At 43.5% G+C, this 18,382-nt stretch carries 16 protein-coding genes; 8 read left to right on the plus strand and 8 right to left on the minus strand.

The annotated features are described in order from the left end of the window. Nucleotides 1-198: 198 nt before the first annotated feature. Entirely contained in the window at nucleotides 199-1,149 is a 951-nt protein-coding gene (locus O9H85_RS22090) for a DUF1259 domain-containing protein (protein ID WP_269883588.1), read from the minus strand. A 550-nt stretch (nucleotides 1,150-1,699) separates the two neighbouring features. On the opposite strand from O9H85_RS22090, the gene O9H85_RS22095 reads away from it, so the two are divergent. Next, complete coding sequence (locus O9H85_RS22095) at nucleotides 1,700-2,113, plus strand: helix-turn-helix domain-containing protein (RefSeq protein ID WP_269883589.1); 414 nt, start codon at nucleotides 1,700-1,702, stop codon at nucleotides 2,111-2,113. Between the two features lie 525 nt (nucleotides 2,114-2,638). Further along, nucleotides 2,639-3,310, plus strand: a complete 672-nt coding sequence (gene qcrB, locus O9H85_RS22100) for a menaquinol-cytochrome c reductase cytochrome b subunit (RefSeq protein ID WP_269883590.1) — start codon at nucleotides 2,639-2,641, stop codon at nucleotides 3,308-3,310. A gap of 384 nt (nucleotides 3,311-3,694) precedes the next feature. Here the strand turns inward: qcrB and O9H85_RS22105 are convergent, their stop codons facing one another. From O9H85_RS22105 to O9H85_RS22125, 5 genes are all read right to left on the minus strand, one after another. Continuing rightward, nucleotides 3,695-4,819 carry a YncE family protein gene (locus O9H85_RS22105; protein WP_269883591.1) on the minus strand — a complete coding sequence of 375 codons (1,125 nt, stop codon included), beginning with the start codon at nucleotides 4,817-4,819 and terminating at the stop codon, nucleotides 3,695-3,697. A gap of 279 nt (nucleotides 4,820-5,098) precedes the next feature. Beyond that, the gene (locus tag O9H85_RS22110; RefSeq protein ID WP_269883592.1) at nucleotides 5,099-6,010 is read right to left on the minus strand and encodes a DUF1259 domain-containing protein; all 912 of its coding nucleotides are present in this window, start codon (nucleotides 6,008-6,010) and stop codon (nucleotides 5,099-5,101) included. A 213-nt stretch (nucleotides 6,011-6,223) separates the two neighbouring features. Next, nucleotides 6,224-9,244 carry an amino acid permease gene (locus O9H85_RS22115; protein ID WP_269883593.1) on the minus strand — a complete coding sequence of 1,007 codons (3,021 nt, stop codon included), beginning with the start codon at nucleotides 9,242-9,244 and terminating at the stop codon, nucleotides 6,224-6,226. A gap of 229 nt (nucleotides 9,245-9,473) precedes the next feature. Next, nucleotides 9,474-9,878: a hypothetical protein gene (locus O9H85_RS22120; protein WP_269883594.1), complete on the minus strand. Its 405-nt coding sequence runs from the start codon at nucleotides 9,876-9,878 to the stop codon at nucleotides 9,474-9,476. A 369-nt stretch (nucleotides 9,879-10,247) separates the two neighbouring features. Next, nucleotides 10,248-10,751, minus strand: coding sequence for a C40 family peptidase (locus O9H85_RS22125; protein ID WP_269883595.1), 504 nt, complete (start codon nucleotides 10,749-10,751; stop codon nucleotides 10,248-10,250). 312 nt (nucleotides 10,752-11,063) lie between these two features. Here O9H85_RS22125 and O9H85_RS22130 point away from each other — a divergent pair, with 312 nt between their 5' ends. The 4 genes from O9H85_RS22130 to O9H85_RS22145 all read left to right on the plus strand — a co-directional run bounded on the left by O9H85_RS22130 (nucleotide 11,064) and on the right by O9H85_RS22145 (nucleotide 14,157). Next, on the plus strand, nucleotides 11,064-12,269 hold the full coding sequence (locus O9H85_RS22130; RefSeq protein ID WP_269883596.1) for a chromate transporter: 1,206 nt from the start codon (nucleotides 11,064-11,066) through the stop codon (nucleotides 12,267-12,269). Nucleotides 12,270-12,331: 62 nt separating this feature from the next. Beyond that, the gene (locus tag O9H85_RS22135; protein WP_269883597.1) at nucleotides 12,332-12,766 is read left to right on the plus strand and encodes a Chromate resistance protein ChrB; all 435 of its coding nucleotides are present in this window, start codon (nucleotides 12,332-12,334) and stop codon (nucleotides 12,764-12,766) included. Further along, entirely contained in the window at nucleotides 12,763-13,182 is a 420-nt protein-coding gene (locus O9H85_RS22140) for a chromate resistance protein ChrB domain-containing protein (RefSeq protein ID WP_269883598.1), read from the plus strand. The genes O9H85_RS22135 and O9H85_RS22140 overlap by 4 nt, the downstream gene beginning before the upstream one ends. Nucleotides 13,183-13,242: 60 nt before the next feature. After that, entirely contained in the window at nucleotides 13,243-14,157 is a 915-nt protein-coding gene (locus tag O9H85_RS22145; protein WP_269883599.1) for an OB-fold nucleic acid binding domain-containing protein, read from the plus strand. A gap of 150 nt (nucleotides 14,158-14,307) precedes the next feature. Here O9H85_RS22145 and O9H85_RS22150 read toward each other — a convergent pair whose 3' ends face one another. Both O9H85_RS22150 and O9H85_RS22155 read right to left on the minus strand, forming a co-directional pair. Further along, nucleotides 14,308-15,300 carry a cation diffusion facilitator family transporter gene (locus tag O9H85_RS22150; protein ID WP_269883601.1) on the minus strand — a complete coding sequence of 331 codons (993 nt, stop codon included), beginning with the start codon at nucleotides 15,298-15,300 and terminating at the stop codon, nucleotides 14,308-14,310. 16 nt (nucleotides 15,301-15,316) lie between these two features. Further along, nucleotides 15,317-15,580: a metal-sensing transcriptional repressor gene (locus tag O9H85_RS22155; protein ID WP_269883602.1), complete on the minus strand. Its 264-nt coding sequence runs from the start codon at nucleotides 15,578-15,580 to the stop codon at nucleotides 15,317-15,319. A 187-nt stretch (nucleotides 15,581-15,767) separates the two neighbouring features. On the opposite strand from O9H85_RS22155, the gene O9H85_RS22160 reads away from it, so the two are divergent. Both O9H85_RS22160 and O9H85_RS22165 read left to right on the plus strand, forming a co-directional pair. Then, entirely contained in the window at nucleotides 15,768-16,376 is a 609-nt protein-coding gene (locus O9H85_RS22160; protein WP_269883603.1) for an undecaprenyl-diphosphatase, read from the plus strand. Between the two features lie 31 nt (nucleotides 16,377-16,407). Continuing rightward, nucleotides 16,408-18,342, plus strand: a complete 1,935-nt coding sequence (locus O9H85_RS22165) for an efflux RND transporter permease subunit (RefSeq protein ID WP_269883604.1) — start codon at nucleotides 16,408-16,410, stop codon at nucleotides 18,340-18,342. Nucleotides 18,343-18,382: the final 40 nt, after the last annotated feature.

Consider the following 18,382-nt stretch of genomic DNA (forward strand, 5'->3'; position numbering starts at 1 on the left):
ACCGTCGTTTAGAAAGTCACAGTCGTTCATCTCGTCCTTTGACTTGTGGACTGGAAGGTGATATCAGCTTCGCTGATGTTGCTCCGCGAAGCTGATATCGACATAAAGATGGCCTACTACGGGATCAAGCTCATATACCATTTATAATTAAACGATTATAAGCTAATTGAACGACTAAGCCGTTTGATTCTCTAGAATTTATTTTGGTTTTTCAACGTTTGTTTGTTCCAAGGCCGCCTTTAATCCCTTGGCCAGATCCTCAGAATTCCCCAAACTCCAAAAATGCATGAAGTATAATTTGGGGGACTCATGAAGCATATGACTGTGAATGGCGGTAACGGTAATACCATTTTTCGTCAAAGCACGTTGTACGGAAGGAACTTCATTTGCAAGTAAAACGAAGTCGCCTGTGATGGCAGCTTTCTGTCCGACGGCTTGGAAATTAATTGCCGTAGCGGTCCCCATAAAAGGCGGAATAACCGTTCCGTCCATTTCAGTAATCTTTTCCTGACGCGGAACCGTAAATCCAATCACTTTTCCTTTTGCTTTTCCTTTATAACCTAAGATAGCCTCTACTTTAGACCAACCTGGAGTCTCTGATTGTACTTGTGTTTGCTGTAGTTCGAAAGGTGTTTTAGTAACGGAGAGGACGGCCTTCATTTGCTGGACCAACTTAACCGCTTCACCTTGTCCTTCATAGTGAACATAAGTTATGGCAGGGGATTCCGTCGTTAAGTGATTGTGGATGGCAGTCACATCGATATGCACTTTCGTTAGCTCGGATAATACGGCCGGTAGTTCAGATTGAAGTAAGACCAAATCCCCCATCACCATTACACCATCTTTGACCGGTTTAAATGCAACCCAAGAAGTTAAGGCAAATCCAGGTTCAATGGGTACTTCTCCAACACTGACTTTCAAATCTTCACGAGGAAAAGAAACCTTCAAGACATCATTGTCTACCGTTCCTTTTCGGCCAAACACTTGCTCCACTGTTCCCCAGTCAACCGGCTTTACGGCTTGATTGGAAGTTGCTTCTGCATGCCCCATAGCTTTTTTTTCATCTGGACCTTTAATCATCGCAATAATGCTGATTGCAATTACTAATAGTACTAAGCCGGTTCCAATCAGGAAAGATCTTTTTTTCATTGATAGTAACCTCCCTCAAACATATGTGCCATGTACACAATATACAAAAAGGCAACGTATACTTTTCAACTACTAAATGACTGGACGTTTAATACGTAACTTTTACCTCCTTTATTATTAAAATTGAAACCGTAGTTACACCCCCGCCTTTTTTTTCTAGCCTATCCTTATAAGGCGATAAATTCAAGGTCTTTCACAATATCTTAACAAGAGAGGTGCCGGTGACGCTGGCACGAGAGATGCTTTTTTTGAGAATTTGGAGCAATCTACACGTATGCCTAGCCTCCAACCTTCCCGCTATATGCCTTGTCACAAAATATTCCTATTCCCTTTATTGCATCATATCTCAATATCAAATATGATGTAACTGTGGTTACGTATTTTATAACTTTAGTTATATTTTTTGAGCTGCAACCGCGGACCTGATAAAAATCAAAAATGTTCCATCACATCAATCTTCCATTTAGGCTGTCAACTAGCAATACCTGGGGATAAAAAAGGATCATTCTAAAGCGTTTTTTTAAAATTACTACAAAATAAGGAGCGCAGAATGGCAAACAAAAAAATAATTGACAGACCAGAAAAGGAGACATTAAGTGGACTTTTAAAAGCAGGTAAAACTATCGATTGGATCTGTGAAAAATGGAATGTGACTCCACAAACCGTTCGTGTATGGATTTCTAAATTTAATTTGAAATTTCCTGAGAAAAAGAGCATAAAAACGAAATACACTAGAAAATCAAAACCGAATGCGAGAGATTGTCCTGTCTGCATGCAGAGCCGCTTCGTTCATTTTATAGCTACTGAAAAGCACTGGTATTGCACACATTGTGATGTGGAGTTCGACCGAAATAACGCTATACATGTATACGATGAAAATGGCAATATAATCGAAGTTCTCTCCAACAAGTCGGAGATTTGGGAAAAGTTAAGATTGGGGAAGGCATGGAACGTACATGCTTAAGAGATAACATCGATGTTGCAAGGATCTTGAGGAATTGGTTTGTATATGAATAGATAAATATTAGGACATATTACCCATTAAAAACCAAATTTACTAAAGAAAATGGTGAAGGGTGATGGAAATAAAGAGTAAATATTTATCGTTAAAAAAAGCTTTCGACTTAGTTAAGGTCTTATTGATTATATCTATTGTAATTATTGAAACAATTGGATTGTACTCGAATAATCCAAATGTAGGATTAGATACTTTACAAAATGTTCTTGTAGGTGCTTTTTTCTTGATATTGGGTATTCAATATCTTAAAACTAAAAAAAAACGATCATATGTTTTATTTGCTGCTGCACTATTGTTTTTTTTATTAGATATTCTCAATTTATTTATAGGGTGAAGTAAGATAGCTGAAGTATTATTTTTGACATTGAAATCTAACTTAAAACCTAAGTATTGCATTTAAATACAAATTAAGTATTATCAACTCAAATTAATGTAACCATAGTTACATATTTATATCAAAGGAGGATAAAAATGTTTAAAAAAGTCTATAATTGGATTGACGAACGTCTTGATATTACACCCATGTGGCGAGATGTGGCCGATCATGAAGTGCCCGAACATGTAAATCCTGCCCACCACTTTGCTGCCTTTGTGTATTGTTTCGGTGGTTTAACCTTTTTTCTTGTCGTAATTCAGATTTTATCCGGAATGTTTTTAACCATGTACTACGTGCCTGATATTTTGAATGCCTATGCGAGCGTTGATTACTTACAACATAAGGTAGCTTTTGGTGTGATTGTTCGGGGGATGCATTTTTGGGGAGCGAGCCTGATTATCACAATGATGTTTCTTCATACGCTTCGTGTTTTCTTTACAGGCTCTTACAAAAGTCCGAGGGAAATGAACTGGGTCGTAGGGATGCTCATTTTCTTCGTCATGATGGGGCTCGGATTTACAGGTTATCTGCTGCCCTGGGATAACAAGGCATACTTTGCTACGAAAGTCGGTTTGCAGATTGCAAATTCGGCACCGGTCATCGGTCCTTACATAACTAGGTTCCTTCAAGGTGGAGAAATAACCGGTGCTCAGACGTTAACCCGCTTTTTTACGATCCATGTGTTCTTTTTTCCAGCCATACTACTAGCATTACTTGGAGGCCACTTCTTTATGATTCGTAAACAGGGGATTTCAGGTCCGCTTTAATTGATTTATTTTAAGTAATATAGCAAGAACAACTTCCTTTCTAAATAATTCTGTTTGCCCCGGATCATGTAAATAATGGTTTCGGGGCTTTGCTTTGTCAAAAAACAACGGTCACTGGAATGATTACCTTTGTGTTTATTGTCTGGCAACTGTGGGAAACTCGAATTCAAAATGCACTTGGAGCAAAGGCGGACGTTGATTTGATGGTTAAAGGCGTGTGGGTATTGTTGCGGCAGTATTTTATTTAATTTCATTGTTGGTGATATCAGCTTCGCGGATGATGCAACCGAATCTGACATTGATACGACAGGATTCACTTCGGAATAATGTGGCGCGAGTGACTATCGCTCGAGTAGTAATGTCTAACAAAAGCCAATATTTTGATCATTCAATCGGCTCCATAATACGTAATACCGGACCGGTGATTTTTTCGAGTGGGAGGTAGACTCTATGCGTTTTCTGGTCCACAGCAATGGTATGAGCGTCTGGAGCCACAAAACCTTGGGTGATCTTTTCCAGAATAATTCCACCTCCCGAGTTACGTTCTTCAAATATCGCAAGCACACCGCTTTCCGCTGCTACATATAAGCGATGCAAACTTTCATCAAAGGCAAGAACATCCGGATCCTCACCGACGGTTTGCAGAGAAGTGACCTGCATGGTTTTGAGATCGATAACCGCAAGTTTCGCATTGTCGTCACAGGCTGCGAAAGCTAACCGAGATTGGGCATCAATAAGCAACCCATGTGGATGTTCACAACCGGGCAGATTATACTTGTCAACGACTACGTTCGTCTTCGGATCAATAGATGCCAGTTGATTTTGTGTCTGTATGACAGCCAGAATACGGTGTTCAATCGGATCGTACTGAGTATTGCCTACCTCCCCGCCCAAGGGAATTTCGGCTATCCGTTCGTTAGTCCGCGCGTCAATGACGATATCCTTACCACCAAATTCGTCAGAGACAAAGAGTTTTCCGTCCACTGGATCGTAAGCGATTCCATCAGGATACTGACCTCCGGGCGTACGGCCTACAATATGCAAGGTTTTATTGTCAATGGCGATTACTTCTTTGCTCCCGGAGGCTGTGGCAAACACTTTTCCCAATGAAGGCACCGCAAGGACACCATGAACGCTGGCGATATCAGGAATGTCTGCAACGACTTTCTGGCCTTCGGTATCAAACACTGTTACCGAACTTGACCATAAGTGGGCAATATAGAGACGGTTCGATTGCGGATCCAGGCTTTGATAATCATAACGGAATCCGCCGCCGCTAATGGGTATATCCGCGATGACACGCATGCCCGCTATAGAGTTTTCTGCATTAATAAGGAATGAAGTTCCATAACGAACATATTTAAAGGCAAAAATATCAACCAATGCATTAAAGATAACGAATAATAGTATGGCGATGCGGACTTTATTCCAGCGGCCGCGTCCCTTAATGACAGCACGAATGATCCAAATAATCCAAGCAACTGAAGATAGTTCAATTACAAAGAACAATATTGAGAGAACAGTGAATACGGAAATATTCAGTCCTCCTTTCCACTTTTGGCCAAAGATTATTATGCGGAAGGTTATATCATTTGATAAGCATCACCATCCTATTAATTTTAATATTGTACTCATAGTATCACTTTAATGTAACTATAGTCACATGAATAATCAGTAAATAAATTCTGTAAAAAATTATCATTGATTCGTAAACAAGGGAATTCAAGTCCGCTATAAATCGATATCAGCTTCGCGGATGATGCCACGCGAAGCTGACATGGACATTCATTATTTCTTTAAATGATTTGTTTTTTCCAATGCCGCTTTCAGACCCCGGGCCAATTTTTCGGGATCGTCGTATCCCCAGAAATGCATGAAGAATAGTCGTGGAGATTCAACCAACATGTGATTATGGATTGCTGTGACGGTAATACCGTGTTCTGTCAAAGCACGAATGACAGGGTTCACTTCGTTTGCCAATAGGACGAAGTCTCCCGTTATTGCTGCCTTGTTTCCGACTGCTTGAAAATTGATAGGTGAAGCCACTCCCATCGATGGCGTAATCACCATATGATTTTCCGTTATCGGTTCTGCGCGCGAAATATTGAACTGTAGAAGATTCCCGCTGCGATGACCCTTTTGGCCCATAATGGCTTCAACTTTTGACCAATCGAAAGATGAAGGTTGTTGAACGCTGGAAGGGGGAGTAAGCGGAGTACCCGACTTAGCTAAAGCCGCCTTTACGTTCTCGGCAAGCTTCGTAGATTCGCCGTATCCTGCAACATGCAAATACATCACTCTTGGCATTTCGTTAATGAGGTGATTGTGTAAAGCTGTTATCTCGATGCCGCTGCCGCTTAGTTCTGAGATGACCGGAGGCAATTCCGTTTCCAGAAGGACGAGATCACCCATCATCATTGTTTCGTTTCCATGCGGCTTAAAAGCAAGCCAGCCGGTAAGTGCGAGACCCGGTTCGATCATGACTTCGCCGACTTTTACTTTTAAATCGGTACGCGGAAACGTAACTTTAAATACGTCGTTTTGTATCGTGCCCTTTCGGTTGAAAATTTGTTCAAGCTTTTTCCAGACGGGTTGTTTTTCGACGCCTCTTTCTTCAGCGAAGATTTTGTCAGCCGGCCAGTTGAGCGGTTGCAAGAAAACAGCTGTAATCAGCAAAAAGACTAGGGTAATTTTTTTCATATGTACCTCCGGCAGAATAGGTTAGAGCCAAGAACAGCAATATTAAAAGGGGGATAGCGCTGGGAATCAAACCCAATCGGACTTTTTTGTACAATCGATCCTTGGTTAGCCATGCTGATAACTACACCTCATAATTTTTGGTGTAACAAGCGTTACCCGAAGTAAAGTTTGCCCGTGAAATTTCTGCCTTATTCAAAAGGTTACTACTTAGACTTAGATTTGCTGCGACTCGATCGTCGTTTCTGCCGTACTTCCAGTTTGGCCGCCAGGCTGTGGAATGATAGGGAATTGTTCCAAGTTTGGGCTGGGCATCATCCAGCTTGCAGCTACCGTCGTTAATGCTGCCGCACTCGCTGTCTGGCCAACAGCTTGTGCCGTTACTGAAATGGAATCGCCTATCGCCAAGGTCAAACCAGAGACCATCCAGTTACCACCGGTAGCTTCTATTGCCGGACGGGGTATTCCGTTAACGCTTAGCACTATACTTGCGCCGAAAGGGGCAGTTCCTGATACCGTTGTATCTGCTGCCATTATGATTCCGGATATTACTGGCTGTGCGGTTTGTAACAGCTCTGCAGCAACCACTGATGCCGCCGTACTCACCATTGGGCCATCAGACGGTGGAATGACTGGGAGTTGTTCCAAGCTTGAACCAGGCATAATCCAGTTTGCGGCTACTGTCGTCGTTGCTGCCGCACTTATGGTTTGGCCAACAGCCTGTGCGGTTACGGAAATGGAATCGCCTTTTGCCAAGGTTAAACCTGATACCATCCAGTTTCCGCCGGTAGCCACCACTGCCGGACGGGGTATTCCGTTAACGCTCAGCACGATATTGGCGCCGGAAGGAGCAGTACCTGACACAGCCGTATCTGCTGCTACTACTAATCTGGATATTACCGGCTCTGCCGTTTGAATTGGCGCTGCTACTTTCGTTGATGCTGCAGTACTTACGATTTGACCATCAGATTGTGACGTTACGGAAATGGAATCTCCTTGTGCCAAGGTTAAACCGGCCACCATCCAATTTCCGCCGGCAACTACCACTGCCGGATGGGACACTCCGTTAACGCTTAGCACTACACTTGCGCCGGAAGGGGCAGTCCCTGTCACCGTTGTATCTGATGCCGTTACGATTCCAGAAATTACTGGTTGTACGGTTTGTAACGGCGCTGCGGCAGTCGTTGATGCTATCGTCCTCAAAGGCTTACCGCTGCTGGCTAATACCGCTGGACGGGCTTTTCCGTTAATGCTAAGCGCTACTTTTGCTCCGTAAGGAGCAGTCCCTGAGACAGTTGTATCTGCTGCTGTTACAACCCCGGAAATTACCGGTTCAGCGGTTTTAAGTGGAGCTGGGGCTACTGTTGTTATTGCTGCTGTATGCACTGTTTCATCAGCAGACTGAGCGGTTACGGAAATGGAATCGCCTTGTGCCAAGGTTAAACCAGGTACAGTCCAATTTCCACCGGTTGCTACAACTGCTGGTTCGGCTTTTCCGTTAACGCTAAGCATTACACTGGCACCGGACGGGGCTTTCCCTGACACCGTTTTATCTACTTCTGTTACTGTCCCTGAAATGGTTACGGGTACTACGGTCTGGGGTGCTGGGGCTACTATCTTTGTTGCTGCTGTACTCATGGTTTCACCAGCAGACTGTGCCGTTACAGAAATGAAATCGCCTTGTGCCAAGGTTAAACCAAACACGGTCCAGTTTCCACCGGTAGCTGTAACTGCTGTTTGAGCCACTCCGTTAATGCTGAGCACTACACTTGCGCCGGAAGGAGCTTTCCCAGATACAGTTATGTCTGCAGCTGTTATTGTTCCAGAAATTACTGGTTCTTCCGTTTGAATTGGCGCTGAGGCTACGATCGTCGTTACTTCTGTACTCGCTGTATCACCAGCATATTGTGCGGTAACGGAAATGATATCGCCTTGTGCCAAGGTTAAACCAGATACTGTCCAGTTTCCTCCGGTATCTACGGCTGCTTTTTGGGTTACTCGTTTAAACAGCCAACGAATTCCGATAAGGAGTAAAAGGAATCCTATCGCCCCAACGACACTCCAACGGGGTAATGAAAAGAACAGCGCTATGCACGCAGCAATACCCAACCAGGAAACGATGGGCCGAGTAAAACGTTTTTCCTTACTGAGGTTTATAGCGGAAAGGTTAGTTGCTACATACCAGATGAGTGTACTGACGCTTGCCACCGGTATAAGCCGTCGCAAAGGAACCAGATTTATGAGTGCCAATGCCACGATAGTCAAAAGTAAAATCACGTATTGCGGACTTTTGAACCGCTTGTGAACGGTGCCAAACCAATGCGGCAATTCATGTTCTGCACCCATGGCATGGCCAACTTTGGAGGTACTCATCAGATCACTCAGTTGATCGCTAAATGCTAATATCCATGCAGATAACAGAATCGTCCAGATACCCCAGCCGGTAATCTTCGCTCCAAGCAAAAGCGGTGTATCGCTTTTCCCCATCGCGTTAGCGCCAAGAACACCGAGCGTAGTCTCTGCAAGAATGACGAAAATAATAGCGGCTAATGAAATTCCGCCAATAATGGCAAAGGGGAGTGTCTTGCGTGGATTCTTGACTTTATCCGCCATGATTGCCGTACGCTGAAAACCATCCCACGCCCAGAAAAAAGTCGCTGCTCCGCCAAGGATACCAGTGATTCCGGTCCCCAGAACCGGGGTCAGATTTTGTACCTTAACGCTCGGCATGGCCAAACCGACATATAGCCCCAGAAGAACCAGATTGATGAAGAATATACCGATGACTACTTTTGTAGTGGGTGTTATTCCGAAGAAATTTACGCCGGCAACAGCAAGCAGGGCGATACTTGCCGTAATTGGTATTGGTAATCCGGGGAATATCTGCGCTGAATAGGTCGCAAACCCGAGTGCGGCAATGCCAAGTCCAACAATTCCCTTTATTAAATATGAAATCCCCGCGGCAAAACTGATCGTAGGATAACCAAATATGCGCATCCAAATGAACGCACCACCTTCCTCCGGATATTTGGCGCCTACCTGCGCGGCACTGATACCTGTCAATAGTGCAATGATTCCACCAATGAGCATTGCAATCAAAATGCCGCTACGGGCTTCGGCTGTTGCTGCGCCCAATGTGGTGAATATTCCAGTACCAACCATCATTCCCGTCGTAAGAAGCAGTGCGGTTATTTTTCCTAGAGGTTGAGACTTGGAATTGGTTTTTGAAGTTGGCATAGCATGAATCTCTCCTTATCCATAATGGCCAGGGTTTTAGGTTTGCGGTCGATCTTTCCAAAATTTGTTGCAGGATTAATTCTGGATTTTTTTAGAGCATGAATCAAAATTCAGAAATGGATATCTATTATATATTTTGGTTATATAATTTTTTTGTATTCGTCTACAAAAAAAGAAACACTTTAGAAAAGAAATAGCCACAGCTCCTTGTCAGTCTGTGGCGTTATTTTTATTTCTGATATATTCGTTTTTCGGTTAATTTCCCATCGTCTGAATAAACTAGAGCCAAATAATATCCCACTGGATTGGATAGTGCAAACTCGTATGTTTTCTTCCCGCTCTCTTCTTTAATCTGCTTGCCTTTGGAGCCGGTTAGCTTCACCATATCTTCATATGTGCTGGTCATGCTAATCTGATCCGCCTGCTCCTTTGATATTACTGAAGGCGGAACTTCCTTCTTACCGGTGTTGCCCTTGTCTGAGCTTTGCGAGGCTGTAGACGACCCGCCTCCGCCTGTCGTTCCGCCTGCGCCTTCACTTTGAGTGCCTTGTGAAGATTCTGGATTTGCCGTACCCTGGGTGCAACCTGACGCGATGATCACAAAAGCCAACGCTATCATGAGCCGGATCCTCACGGTCAATAACCTCCTTCATGCTGTCCGCATAATTATTTTGTTCCCTGCCTTTCCCTTTTATCCGCGTTCGTCTTATGGTGAAATCTGATAAACCACCAATTCTTTGGTTGCGAATTAGGTCAGCGGATTCTTTCAGTAGCCTACGGAAAACAACGGCTCAACGGCGTGGGAGGTTTCCAAAGCAACTTTTAGTGTTGGACGAGTGAGCAGGTCCCAAATATTACGCAAAAGGACCTTCAACACCACTGGAAAAGTGGAGATGAAGGTCCTTTTAGCACATGAAATCCAACCTTGAGTAGAGGCTAGAAAATCATGAATGAGCACTTCCGATGACGCGAAATTCTTGAATAAAACGGATGGCGTTTAATTTTACAGATGACGCCCGGTGATGAAACGGTTCTTCCAATAGCCCGAGTTCATATCATAGATGGCAACGCCTCGGCTCGGCGAGTTGCCGACGAATTTGCCGTTACCCAAATAAATACCGACGTGGTTGATTTTGCCCGGTGTACCGACGCTGAACATGACGAGATCGCCCTTCTGCAGATGGGCTTTGTCCTTTACAGGAGATCCGACGCGAGTCTGGGCGCTAGAGCCCCATGGAATTGAAATGCCGTTTTTACTGAATACAAATTGCGTGAACGAGGAGCAATCGAAAGTCAGGTGCTGGGGATCTCTGACGCCAAAGCGGTATTTCACTTTCCCCTGGTATGACAACGCGGTATTCACGATTTGATCTGCCTTTGAGGTGCTAACCGCCGCGGCTTGTACAGACGGTGCAGGCAGCAGCAGGCTTGCCGAACCGAATAAGGAAAGGCATAGAGTTATGCCAACTAACGATTGACTAAGGCGATTTTTCTTCTTGTAAGACATTTTCGGAGATCCTCCTAATGAATCTAGTTAGTATAGTTGGTTAACCATGCCCGGTCACCTGAACTTACTATATCATGGATTTTGATGGAGGAATTTACTAGAGAAGTTCCCAAAACAAGTGGTTCCTAGGAAAAACCGCAATTATTAGAATTTAATGAGAAACCGATGGAGTGTTTATTCTTGACAGCCCCAATCGTAGAAAACATAACATTAAACAATGTGACTTAGCGTAATTTTATACTTCTATTGAAATGAATGACATCTCCGAATATAATGTAACTATAGTTACATTATACATGGAGGAATAAGAGCATGGTAGAAAGATCGCTTGAGAATGCGCGTGCAACGGTACAAACTGAACCCAAAGCATATAGCCTTTGGCAAATGATATTGTACTTTTTAAAATTAGGTACGTTCGGGTTTGGAGGTCCCGTCGCCCTCGTTGGATACATGTACAAAGACCTGGTCGAGAATCGGAAATGGATTTCCGATTCGGATTACAAAGACGGGCTGGCCTTAGCGCAATTAGCTCCGGGACCATTGGCCGCGCAGCTCAGCTTTTATTTAGGGTTCGTCCATTATGGGATTTTTGGAGCGACTATGGTAGGTGTGGCATTTACATTGCCGTCTTTTGTTATGGTGGTAGCTTTGGGGTGGGCCTATGTCCATTTCGGCGGACTGATTTGGATGCAATCCGTGTTTTATGCCGTTGGAGCAAGCGTCATAGGAATCATTACTTTTAGTGCCTATAAATTGACGAATAAAACCATTGGCAAAGATAAACTGCTTTGGGTAATTTTCTTACTCGTTACTGTTTTTACTGTCTGGAACGAATCGGAAGATGTCCTTATGTTTCTAGGAGCTGGTATCCTTTATTGGTTGGTCAAGTCTCCGCCGAAATGGAAATGGGGAAAGCATTCAGCCTTTTTTGGTTTAACGACAGAACCTCTCGGTCAAATTGCATCGGGAGTAACTACAGCTGATTCCAATATACTTTGGAGCTTATTTACGTTTTTTACTAAAGCCGGGGCGTTTGTATTCGGCAGCGGACTTGCCATTGTTCCTTTCCTTTTTACCGGCGTGGTCAAGGAACATCATTGGCTGACGGATAACCAATTTCTCGATGCGGTAGCGGTAGCCATGATTACGCCAGGACCTGTCGTTATCACCACAGGATTTATTGGATATTTGGCCGCGGGTTTTTCCGGAGCTAGCATCGCTGCGGTTGCTACCTTTCTTCCGGCTTATTTGTTTACCATCATTCCGGCTCCTTTTTTTAAAAAATATGGAAAAAAACCCGGGATTGCCAATTTTGTAACGGGGGTCACGGCAGCTGCCACAGGAGCAATTGCAGGATCCGTTATTGTCCTTGGAAAACGCTCCATTGTTGATATTCCGACATTACTTTTTGCACTCGTCACTTTATTGCTTCTTTGGAGAAGTAAAAAGATATCGGAACCGATTATCGTTCTTGGCGCGGCTATCGTTGGGCTTGTCGTATACCCGCTTATAAAGTAGAATTTGACAGGAAAGCTAATGATATAGCAATGTCCGGTTACCGTGATTGAAAGGGTGATTATATGCATGCTTGGCTCCTGTTCGTCTATAAAGTCCCTACTAAACCTACTTCAAACCGCGTATACGTTTGGCGTAAATTGAAAAAATTAGGAGCAATCTTACATCATGATGCTGTATGGGTATTGCCTTCGAATACTCATACGCTGGAACAGTTTCAATGGCTGGCGGCGGAAATTAAAGAACTGAAGGGCGAAGCCACGTTATGGGAATCCAAATTGGCTTTATCCTGGCAGGAAGAAGCCGTTATTCAACAGTTTTTGTCCCAAGTGGAACCCTTGTATGAGGAAATTCTTTCGGAGTTGGAACAAGAGGATGCTGATTTAACGTTGCTCTCCAAAAGATACCAGCAGGTTAGACTGCAAGACTACTTCCAATCCGATCTAGGGAAAATCGTAAGAATTAAGCTGCTAGGAGCACGAGGAGGAGATAGCGAATGAAATGGGTGACCTGGGAAAACGTCGGAGTGGATCGTATGGCTTGCGCTTGGTTAATTAAACGGTTTGTGGATCATGAAGCGGAATTTTTGTTTGTTCCGTCTGGAGATAAACTACCGGAAGATGCGGAGCCATTTGATATCCCGGGGGTGCGCTATACTCACCGAAGAGGCCATTGCACCTTTCATACGATGATTAAAGAATTTGAAATAAAAGATCCCGTCTTAATGCGACTAGCTCGAATCGTAGACGAGGCGGATACCGTACAAGAAGTATTGGTTGAACCGGCAGCTCCTGGAATGGATCTAATCTGTCGCGGAATCAGGAGTATAAGTGCAAGTGATGAAAAAGCGCTAGAAACGGGATATATCATGTATGAAGCGTTGTATGCTGAAATAGCGAAGGAAATGAAAAACTAAGATAAAGAAGTAACATTAAAAACCTGAACCAAAGCTAGACCTCTTCAAAGGAGATATTTTATGTTTTTATTGTTAGTGTATGTATCTATTGCACTATTGATTATATTCTTTATTGGTATAATCAAAGGCGGAATCCGTTCATTACGATTGCAAGGCAGAGGTACAAGTATATTTGGTTTTTTCATGTCCCTCTGTCTTCTTTTTTATTCCGTCATATCTTCTCCTGCGGAGTCTCCAAAAATCGGTTCCGCATCGGATTCAAATGACTATGAGGCCCAACAGAAGATAAGAGAAAATGGCAATGTAAAGGTGAAGCAATATGTTTCTTCCGCCCAAGCTAAGTTGGCCAATAATGATGTTCCAGGTGCCAAAGCGGACTTGAAGGAAGCACTTCAAATAGAACCCAAATTCCAAGAGGCACTTGACCTTTCAGCACAAGTAGACTTAAAAGAAAAAGAGGCGCTTAAAGAGAAAAACCAAGCGGAGGCTGCAAATTTATTAACTAGTGCAAAAGCCAAACTTGAGAAGAATGATTTTAATGGAGCACGAGCAGATCTGAAACAAGCACTAAGCATGAACTCGGGTTTACAGGAGGCCAATGAGCTTAGTTTAAAAATCGATTCGACTGAAAAGGCATACCTGGAACAACAAAAACAACAGGAAAAGGACCGATATAAAGCAGACAGTAAATCGATCACCTATGCTCAGTTATTAAAAAATTCGGAAGCTCTTATGGGAACAAAAGTAAAATTGCAAGGGAGAATTAGACAGATCAAAGACGGACATAATGGATCCTCGGCCTTTTTGGATATTACTTTCGATCAAGATAAGGGATGGATTGATCCTGTGAGACTATTTTATGATAAAATTAATGCTAATGAGGGGGATAGGATTATAGTTTGGGGCGAATTTATAAGCATAGACCAGACCACGGCTCCTTCGATAGAAGTTAAATATATGGAAAAAATACAATAACAGATTGCTGGCCTTTTGATGAGAGGTAAAGCCGTAGGCTTATTAATTGTCGTTCGATCAACTCCAATTTTCCCGTAACTGAAAGTTAAGTGAATAGGTTTAAGCCCCGAATCCAGGTTCGGGGCTCTTTGTTGTTTTCGTTTTAAGGTTTTAGTGATGATGGTGGCCATGATGATGATGGTCATGGTCTTTCTCCAGTTCCCGGCAGTAAATCGAATTTTCATGCGGATGCTGTTCGTCTTCGATTTGGATGGTAACATGCTCAATCTCTAAATGAAACAGCTTGTGTTCAATGGTACGCAAAGCACTTTGACACTCCTGAATCGTATGTACCCCATTCATCACAATGTGGCAGGAAAGCGCATTTTTTCCGCTTGTCAGACTCCACACGTGGAGGTCATGGATGTCCTGAACGCCGTCAATGGAGCGCAGTGTTGTAATTACCTTTTCCATGTCGATTCCGTGCGGTACACCCTCCATCAAAATGCTTATGGTTTGTTTTAAGATGCCCCAAGCGCCAAAAGCAATGATAAATGCAATCAGCACGCTTAAAATCGGGTCAATGATGTACCAATCGGTAAAGTAAATAATTATACCGCCGACAATGACCCCAGCGGATGCAACGGCATCCCCCAGCATATGAAGTACAGCCGCTCTGACGTTGATATTGTCATTCTTACTCAATCCAAGTGTTAAATAGCTATTGATCACGAGCCCTACGGCAGCCCCGATAAACATCCAAGTGCTTGTTACCGGAATGGGGTTGCGAATACGCCAATAGGCCTCGAAGGCAATGATAAAAGCTATTAAGATGAGAAACGAAGCATTAAATAATGCCGCTAAAATTCCTGCCCGATGATAACCAAAGGTTCTCTTTTCATCCGGCTTTTTCTTCGCTTGATTTATCGCAAACCAGGAAAGACCGATTGCTATAATGTCCGTTAAAACATGCCCTGCATCCGAGAGCAGAGACAAACTGTGTGAAATGATTCCGCCGGTTAGCTGGACCACAAAAATGAAAAGCGTAAGGAAGAAAGCTATTTTCAACTTATTTGCGGGAGCATGGCTATGAAAAACGTCATAATGGTCGTGATCATGTCCATGGTCGTGCCCGTGATGGTGGTGATGATGATTACCGCTCATTTTTTTGCCTAACCCCTTAAATGAATTTTTCTAACGCCTTTTTCATGCGTTCAACGGTTTCCGCGTCATTCTGCTGCCGAATCCCATCAATCACACAATCCTCTAAATAATCTTCTAAAATAACCCGTCCAACCTTGTTGATTGCTGCTTTAATGGCACTTACCTGCAACAGCAATTCCTCGCAGCTTCGCCCATCTTCAGCCATTTTTTTTATCCCTCGCACATGTCCCTCAATTTTGGCCAACCGATCTATAACTTCCGGTAATTTGTGAGAACTCATGACACACCTCCCCTCCCCCCGGGGGGGAGTAATGATGAGAATGTAGCAATTTTGATCTAAGATGTCAATAAAAAGGATACTTGATAAATATTAAGTTTAAATTTCAACAAATAAATCTGAACTTTTTCGACCCTTGGGCGGTCTTTTCATTTATCTTAAATTTACAAGCTGAAAGAAGGTTGAATGTATGGATTTGTCCGGCATTGATTTTCAAGTATTTCAATATATCAATCATTTGGCGGTGAAAATTCCCTTACTTAATCCTTTAATGCGGTTTTTATCAGAGGATGCGAAGTATCTGTTTTATTTGGGGATTATTGTTTATTGGTTTACCCGAGTTAAACAAAACAGACAAATGGTCGCGGAAGCACTAATTTCGGCTTGCTTGGCGTTAGGCGCGGGAGGCGCAATCTCCTATTTCTTTTACAGGGATCGGCCGTTTGTTCACCATGCGGTGAATCAATTAATCCAGCATCCGGCCAATGCTTCATTTCCGAGTGATCACGCGTTAGGAGCTTTTGTCATCGCAACGGCCATTTATTTATATCGAAAAAGAGATGGGGGCGTATGGTTTATTTTAGCGGCTATGATCGGAATTTCTAGAATTTGGACAGGAGTACATTATCCGCTTGATGTTATAGCCGGGGCTTTGCTTGGTATGATTGCTGCTTTAGCTGTTCATCAAGCGTTTAACCGCTGGTTTATAGCTCAGAAGTGTTGGAATATGGGCATTGATTTTTATGAAAAAATCGAACAAAGAATTTGGAGACGCGATTTTTCAAAAACAGAAGGTTAACACCGGCACGACCCAGGGGAGACATAAATAAATGAAAAAAATCATTGAAGCATCCATACAGAGGGCGATTCTCGTAGGTGTATGTATGCTCCTTATTCTGGCTTGGGGAGGAACGGCAGCCTTCCAAATGAAGCGCGATTACCTGCCGGGGATTAATAATACGACACTGCTTGTTTCGGTTCGTGCAGCATCATACCAGGCAGATCAAGTCAAACAAAATGTAACTCCTAAACTTGAAGATGCGATTAGATCATCTGACGGTTTAATGAATGTGGAGACGAATTCTTATGACGGCGGACTCTTAATGAATTTGTATTTTCCAATGGATTTTGACATGAAACAAGCCGAGAGCGAAATCAAGCAAGACCTCGCAGGCATCAATCTGCCGTCTGATGTAGGTGCACCTGTAGTAACACGTGTGACAACTAGCTCGTTTCCGATTTTGAGCTACAGTTTAACTTCCAATAATCCCAATATTAATGATACTGCACTGCGGTCTACGGTCGAAGCGGATATCGCCAAGCAATTGAAATCCGTTCCCGGTGTGGCGGATGTACGTGTCACGGGCTCAGCCAACAACGGATATGTATTGAACGTCAGAATGCCGGATTTATTGAATAACGGCTTGACGATGGATGATCTAAACCAATCGCTTGCCGCCGCGCTGCCGAATTGGACAACGGGCAAAGTGTCTAACAATAAAGATTCCTTTCCATTAACGGTAAATGGTTGGAACTTAACCGACCAAGAGTTGAATAATATTCCAATTAAAAATAAGCAAGGCATTAGTATCCCGCTTTCTAAGGTTGCCGATTTATCTCACTCGCTGACCGACGTTAAAACGGTATCGCGTACAAACGGAAAGGCAAGCATCCTATTGGATGTGTTAAAAACACCGTCTGCGAATATTACCGATGTTGGTCAGCATGTGAAAGATCGCATTCAGCAGATTGCGCCAATTAAAAATGGAGATGTTTCGTTAACCGTAATGCTCGACCGCGAACAGGAATTAAATGCTTCCTTGTTGGGACTTGTCCGCGAAGGACTCCTGGGCTGCGTATTCTCCATGCTGTGCGTGTTCTTCTTTTTCCGTAATGTTCGTTCGACACTGCTTATCGCCGTATCGCTGCCGATATCGCTTCTTGCGACAACGGCCCTTCTCAAATCCATGGGCATTACGCTTAACATTTTGACCGTATCGGGTCTTATTGTAGCCATGGGCAGAATTGTAGATGATTCCATTGTCATTCTCGACAACATGTACCGAAAATATCAGGAGAGCAAGGATCAATCCACCTTACATGCGTTAGCGTCTGCTGTTCATGAAATGGTACCGGCTATCTTTGCCTCGACTGCAACGACCATCGCTGTTTATGTGCCGATTGCCATGGTTGGCGGGATTATCAGCGCATCGTTCTCGGGATTTGCGTGGTCTGTTGTTATTGCGCTCATTGTATCTTTTTTTGTCGCAATGCTCGTTGTTCCCGCGTTTGCTTTTATGGGCTGGCGAAGTGACACAAGCAAAGCTGTGACGCTTGAACCTATGATGAAGCCCGTACTCCGGTTTGCGTTTAGTCATAAAAAGTGGATTGCTTCGGTATCGTTGATTATTTTCATCGGGGCGGCCGTGTTCGCAAGTACGCTGCCGATGAATTTGCTGCCTTCTGCAAAATCAGGTGAAATAGCCATTCAAATTGAATTGCCGAAAGGCAGTTCCATTCCTCAAGTCGATGGGGAAGTGCAAAAGGTCGAAAACGTATTGAAGGCAAACCCCAATATTGTTTCTTATTCAGCGAATTTCGGTTCCAATATGACGCCCCAAGCCGACGACGTCTTCGATACAGGCGGCGGGTATATTCAGCAGCCTAATATTGCAAATATGTCCGTTGCGGTAAAAGATAAAAATAATTTGGATCAAGTCATTGCAGATCTTCAAAAAACATTGCCGGGACTATCGAAAAAGTAGTTTACACGGTTACCAATCAAAATATATCCGGTGATGATAA

This window comes from Paenibacillus gyeongsangnamensis (assembly GCF_027533625.1).
Classification (GTDB): domain Bacteria; phylum Bacillota; class Bacilli; order Paenibacillales; family NBRC-103111; genus Paenibacillus_G; species Paenibacillus_G gyeongsangnamensis.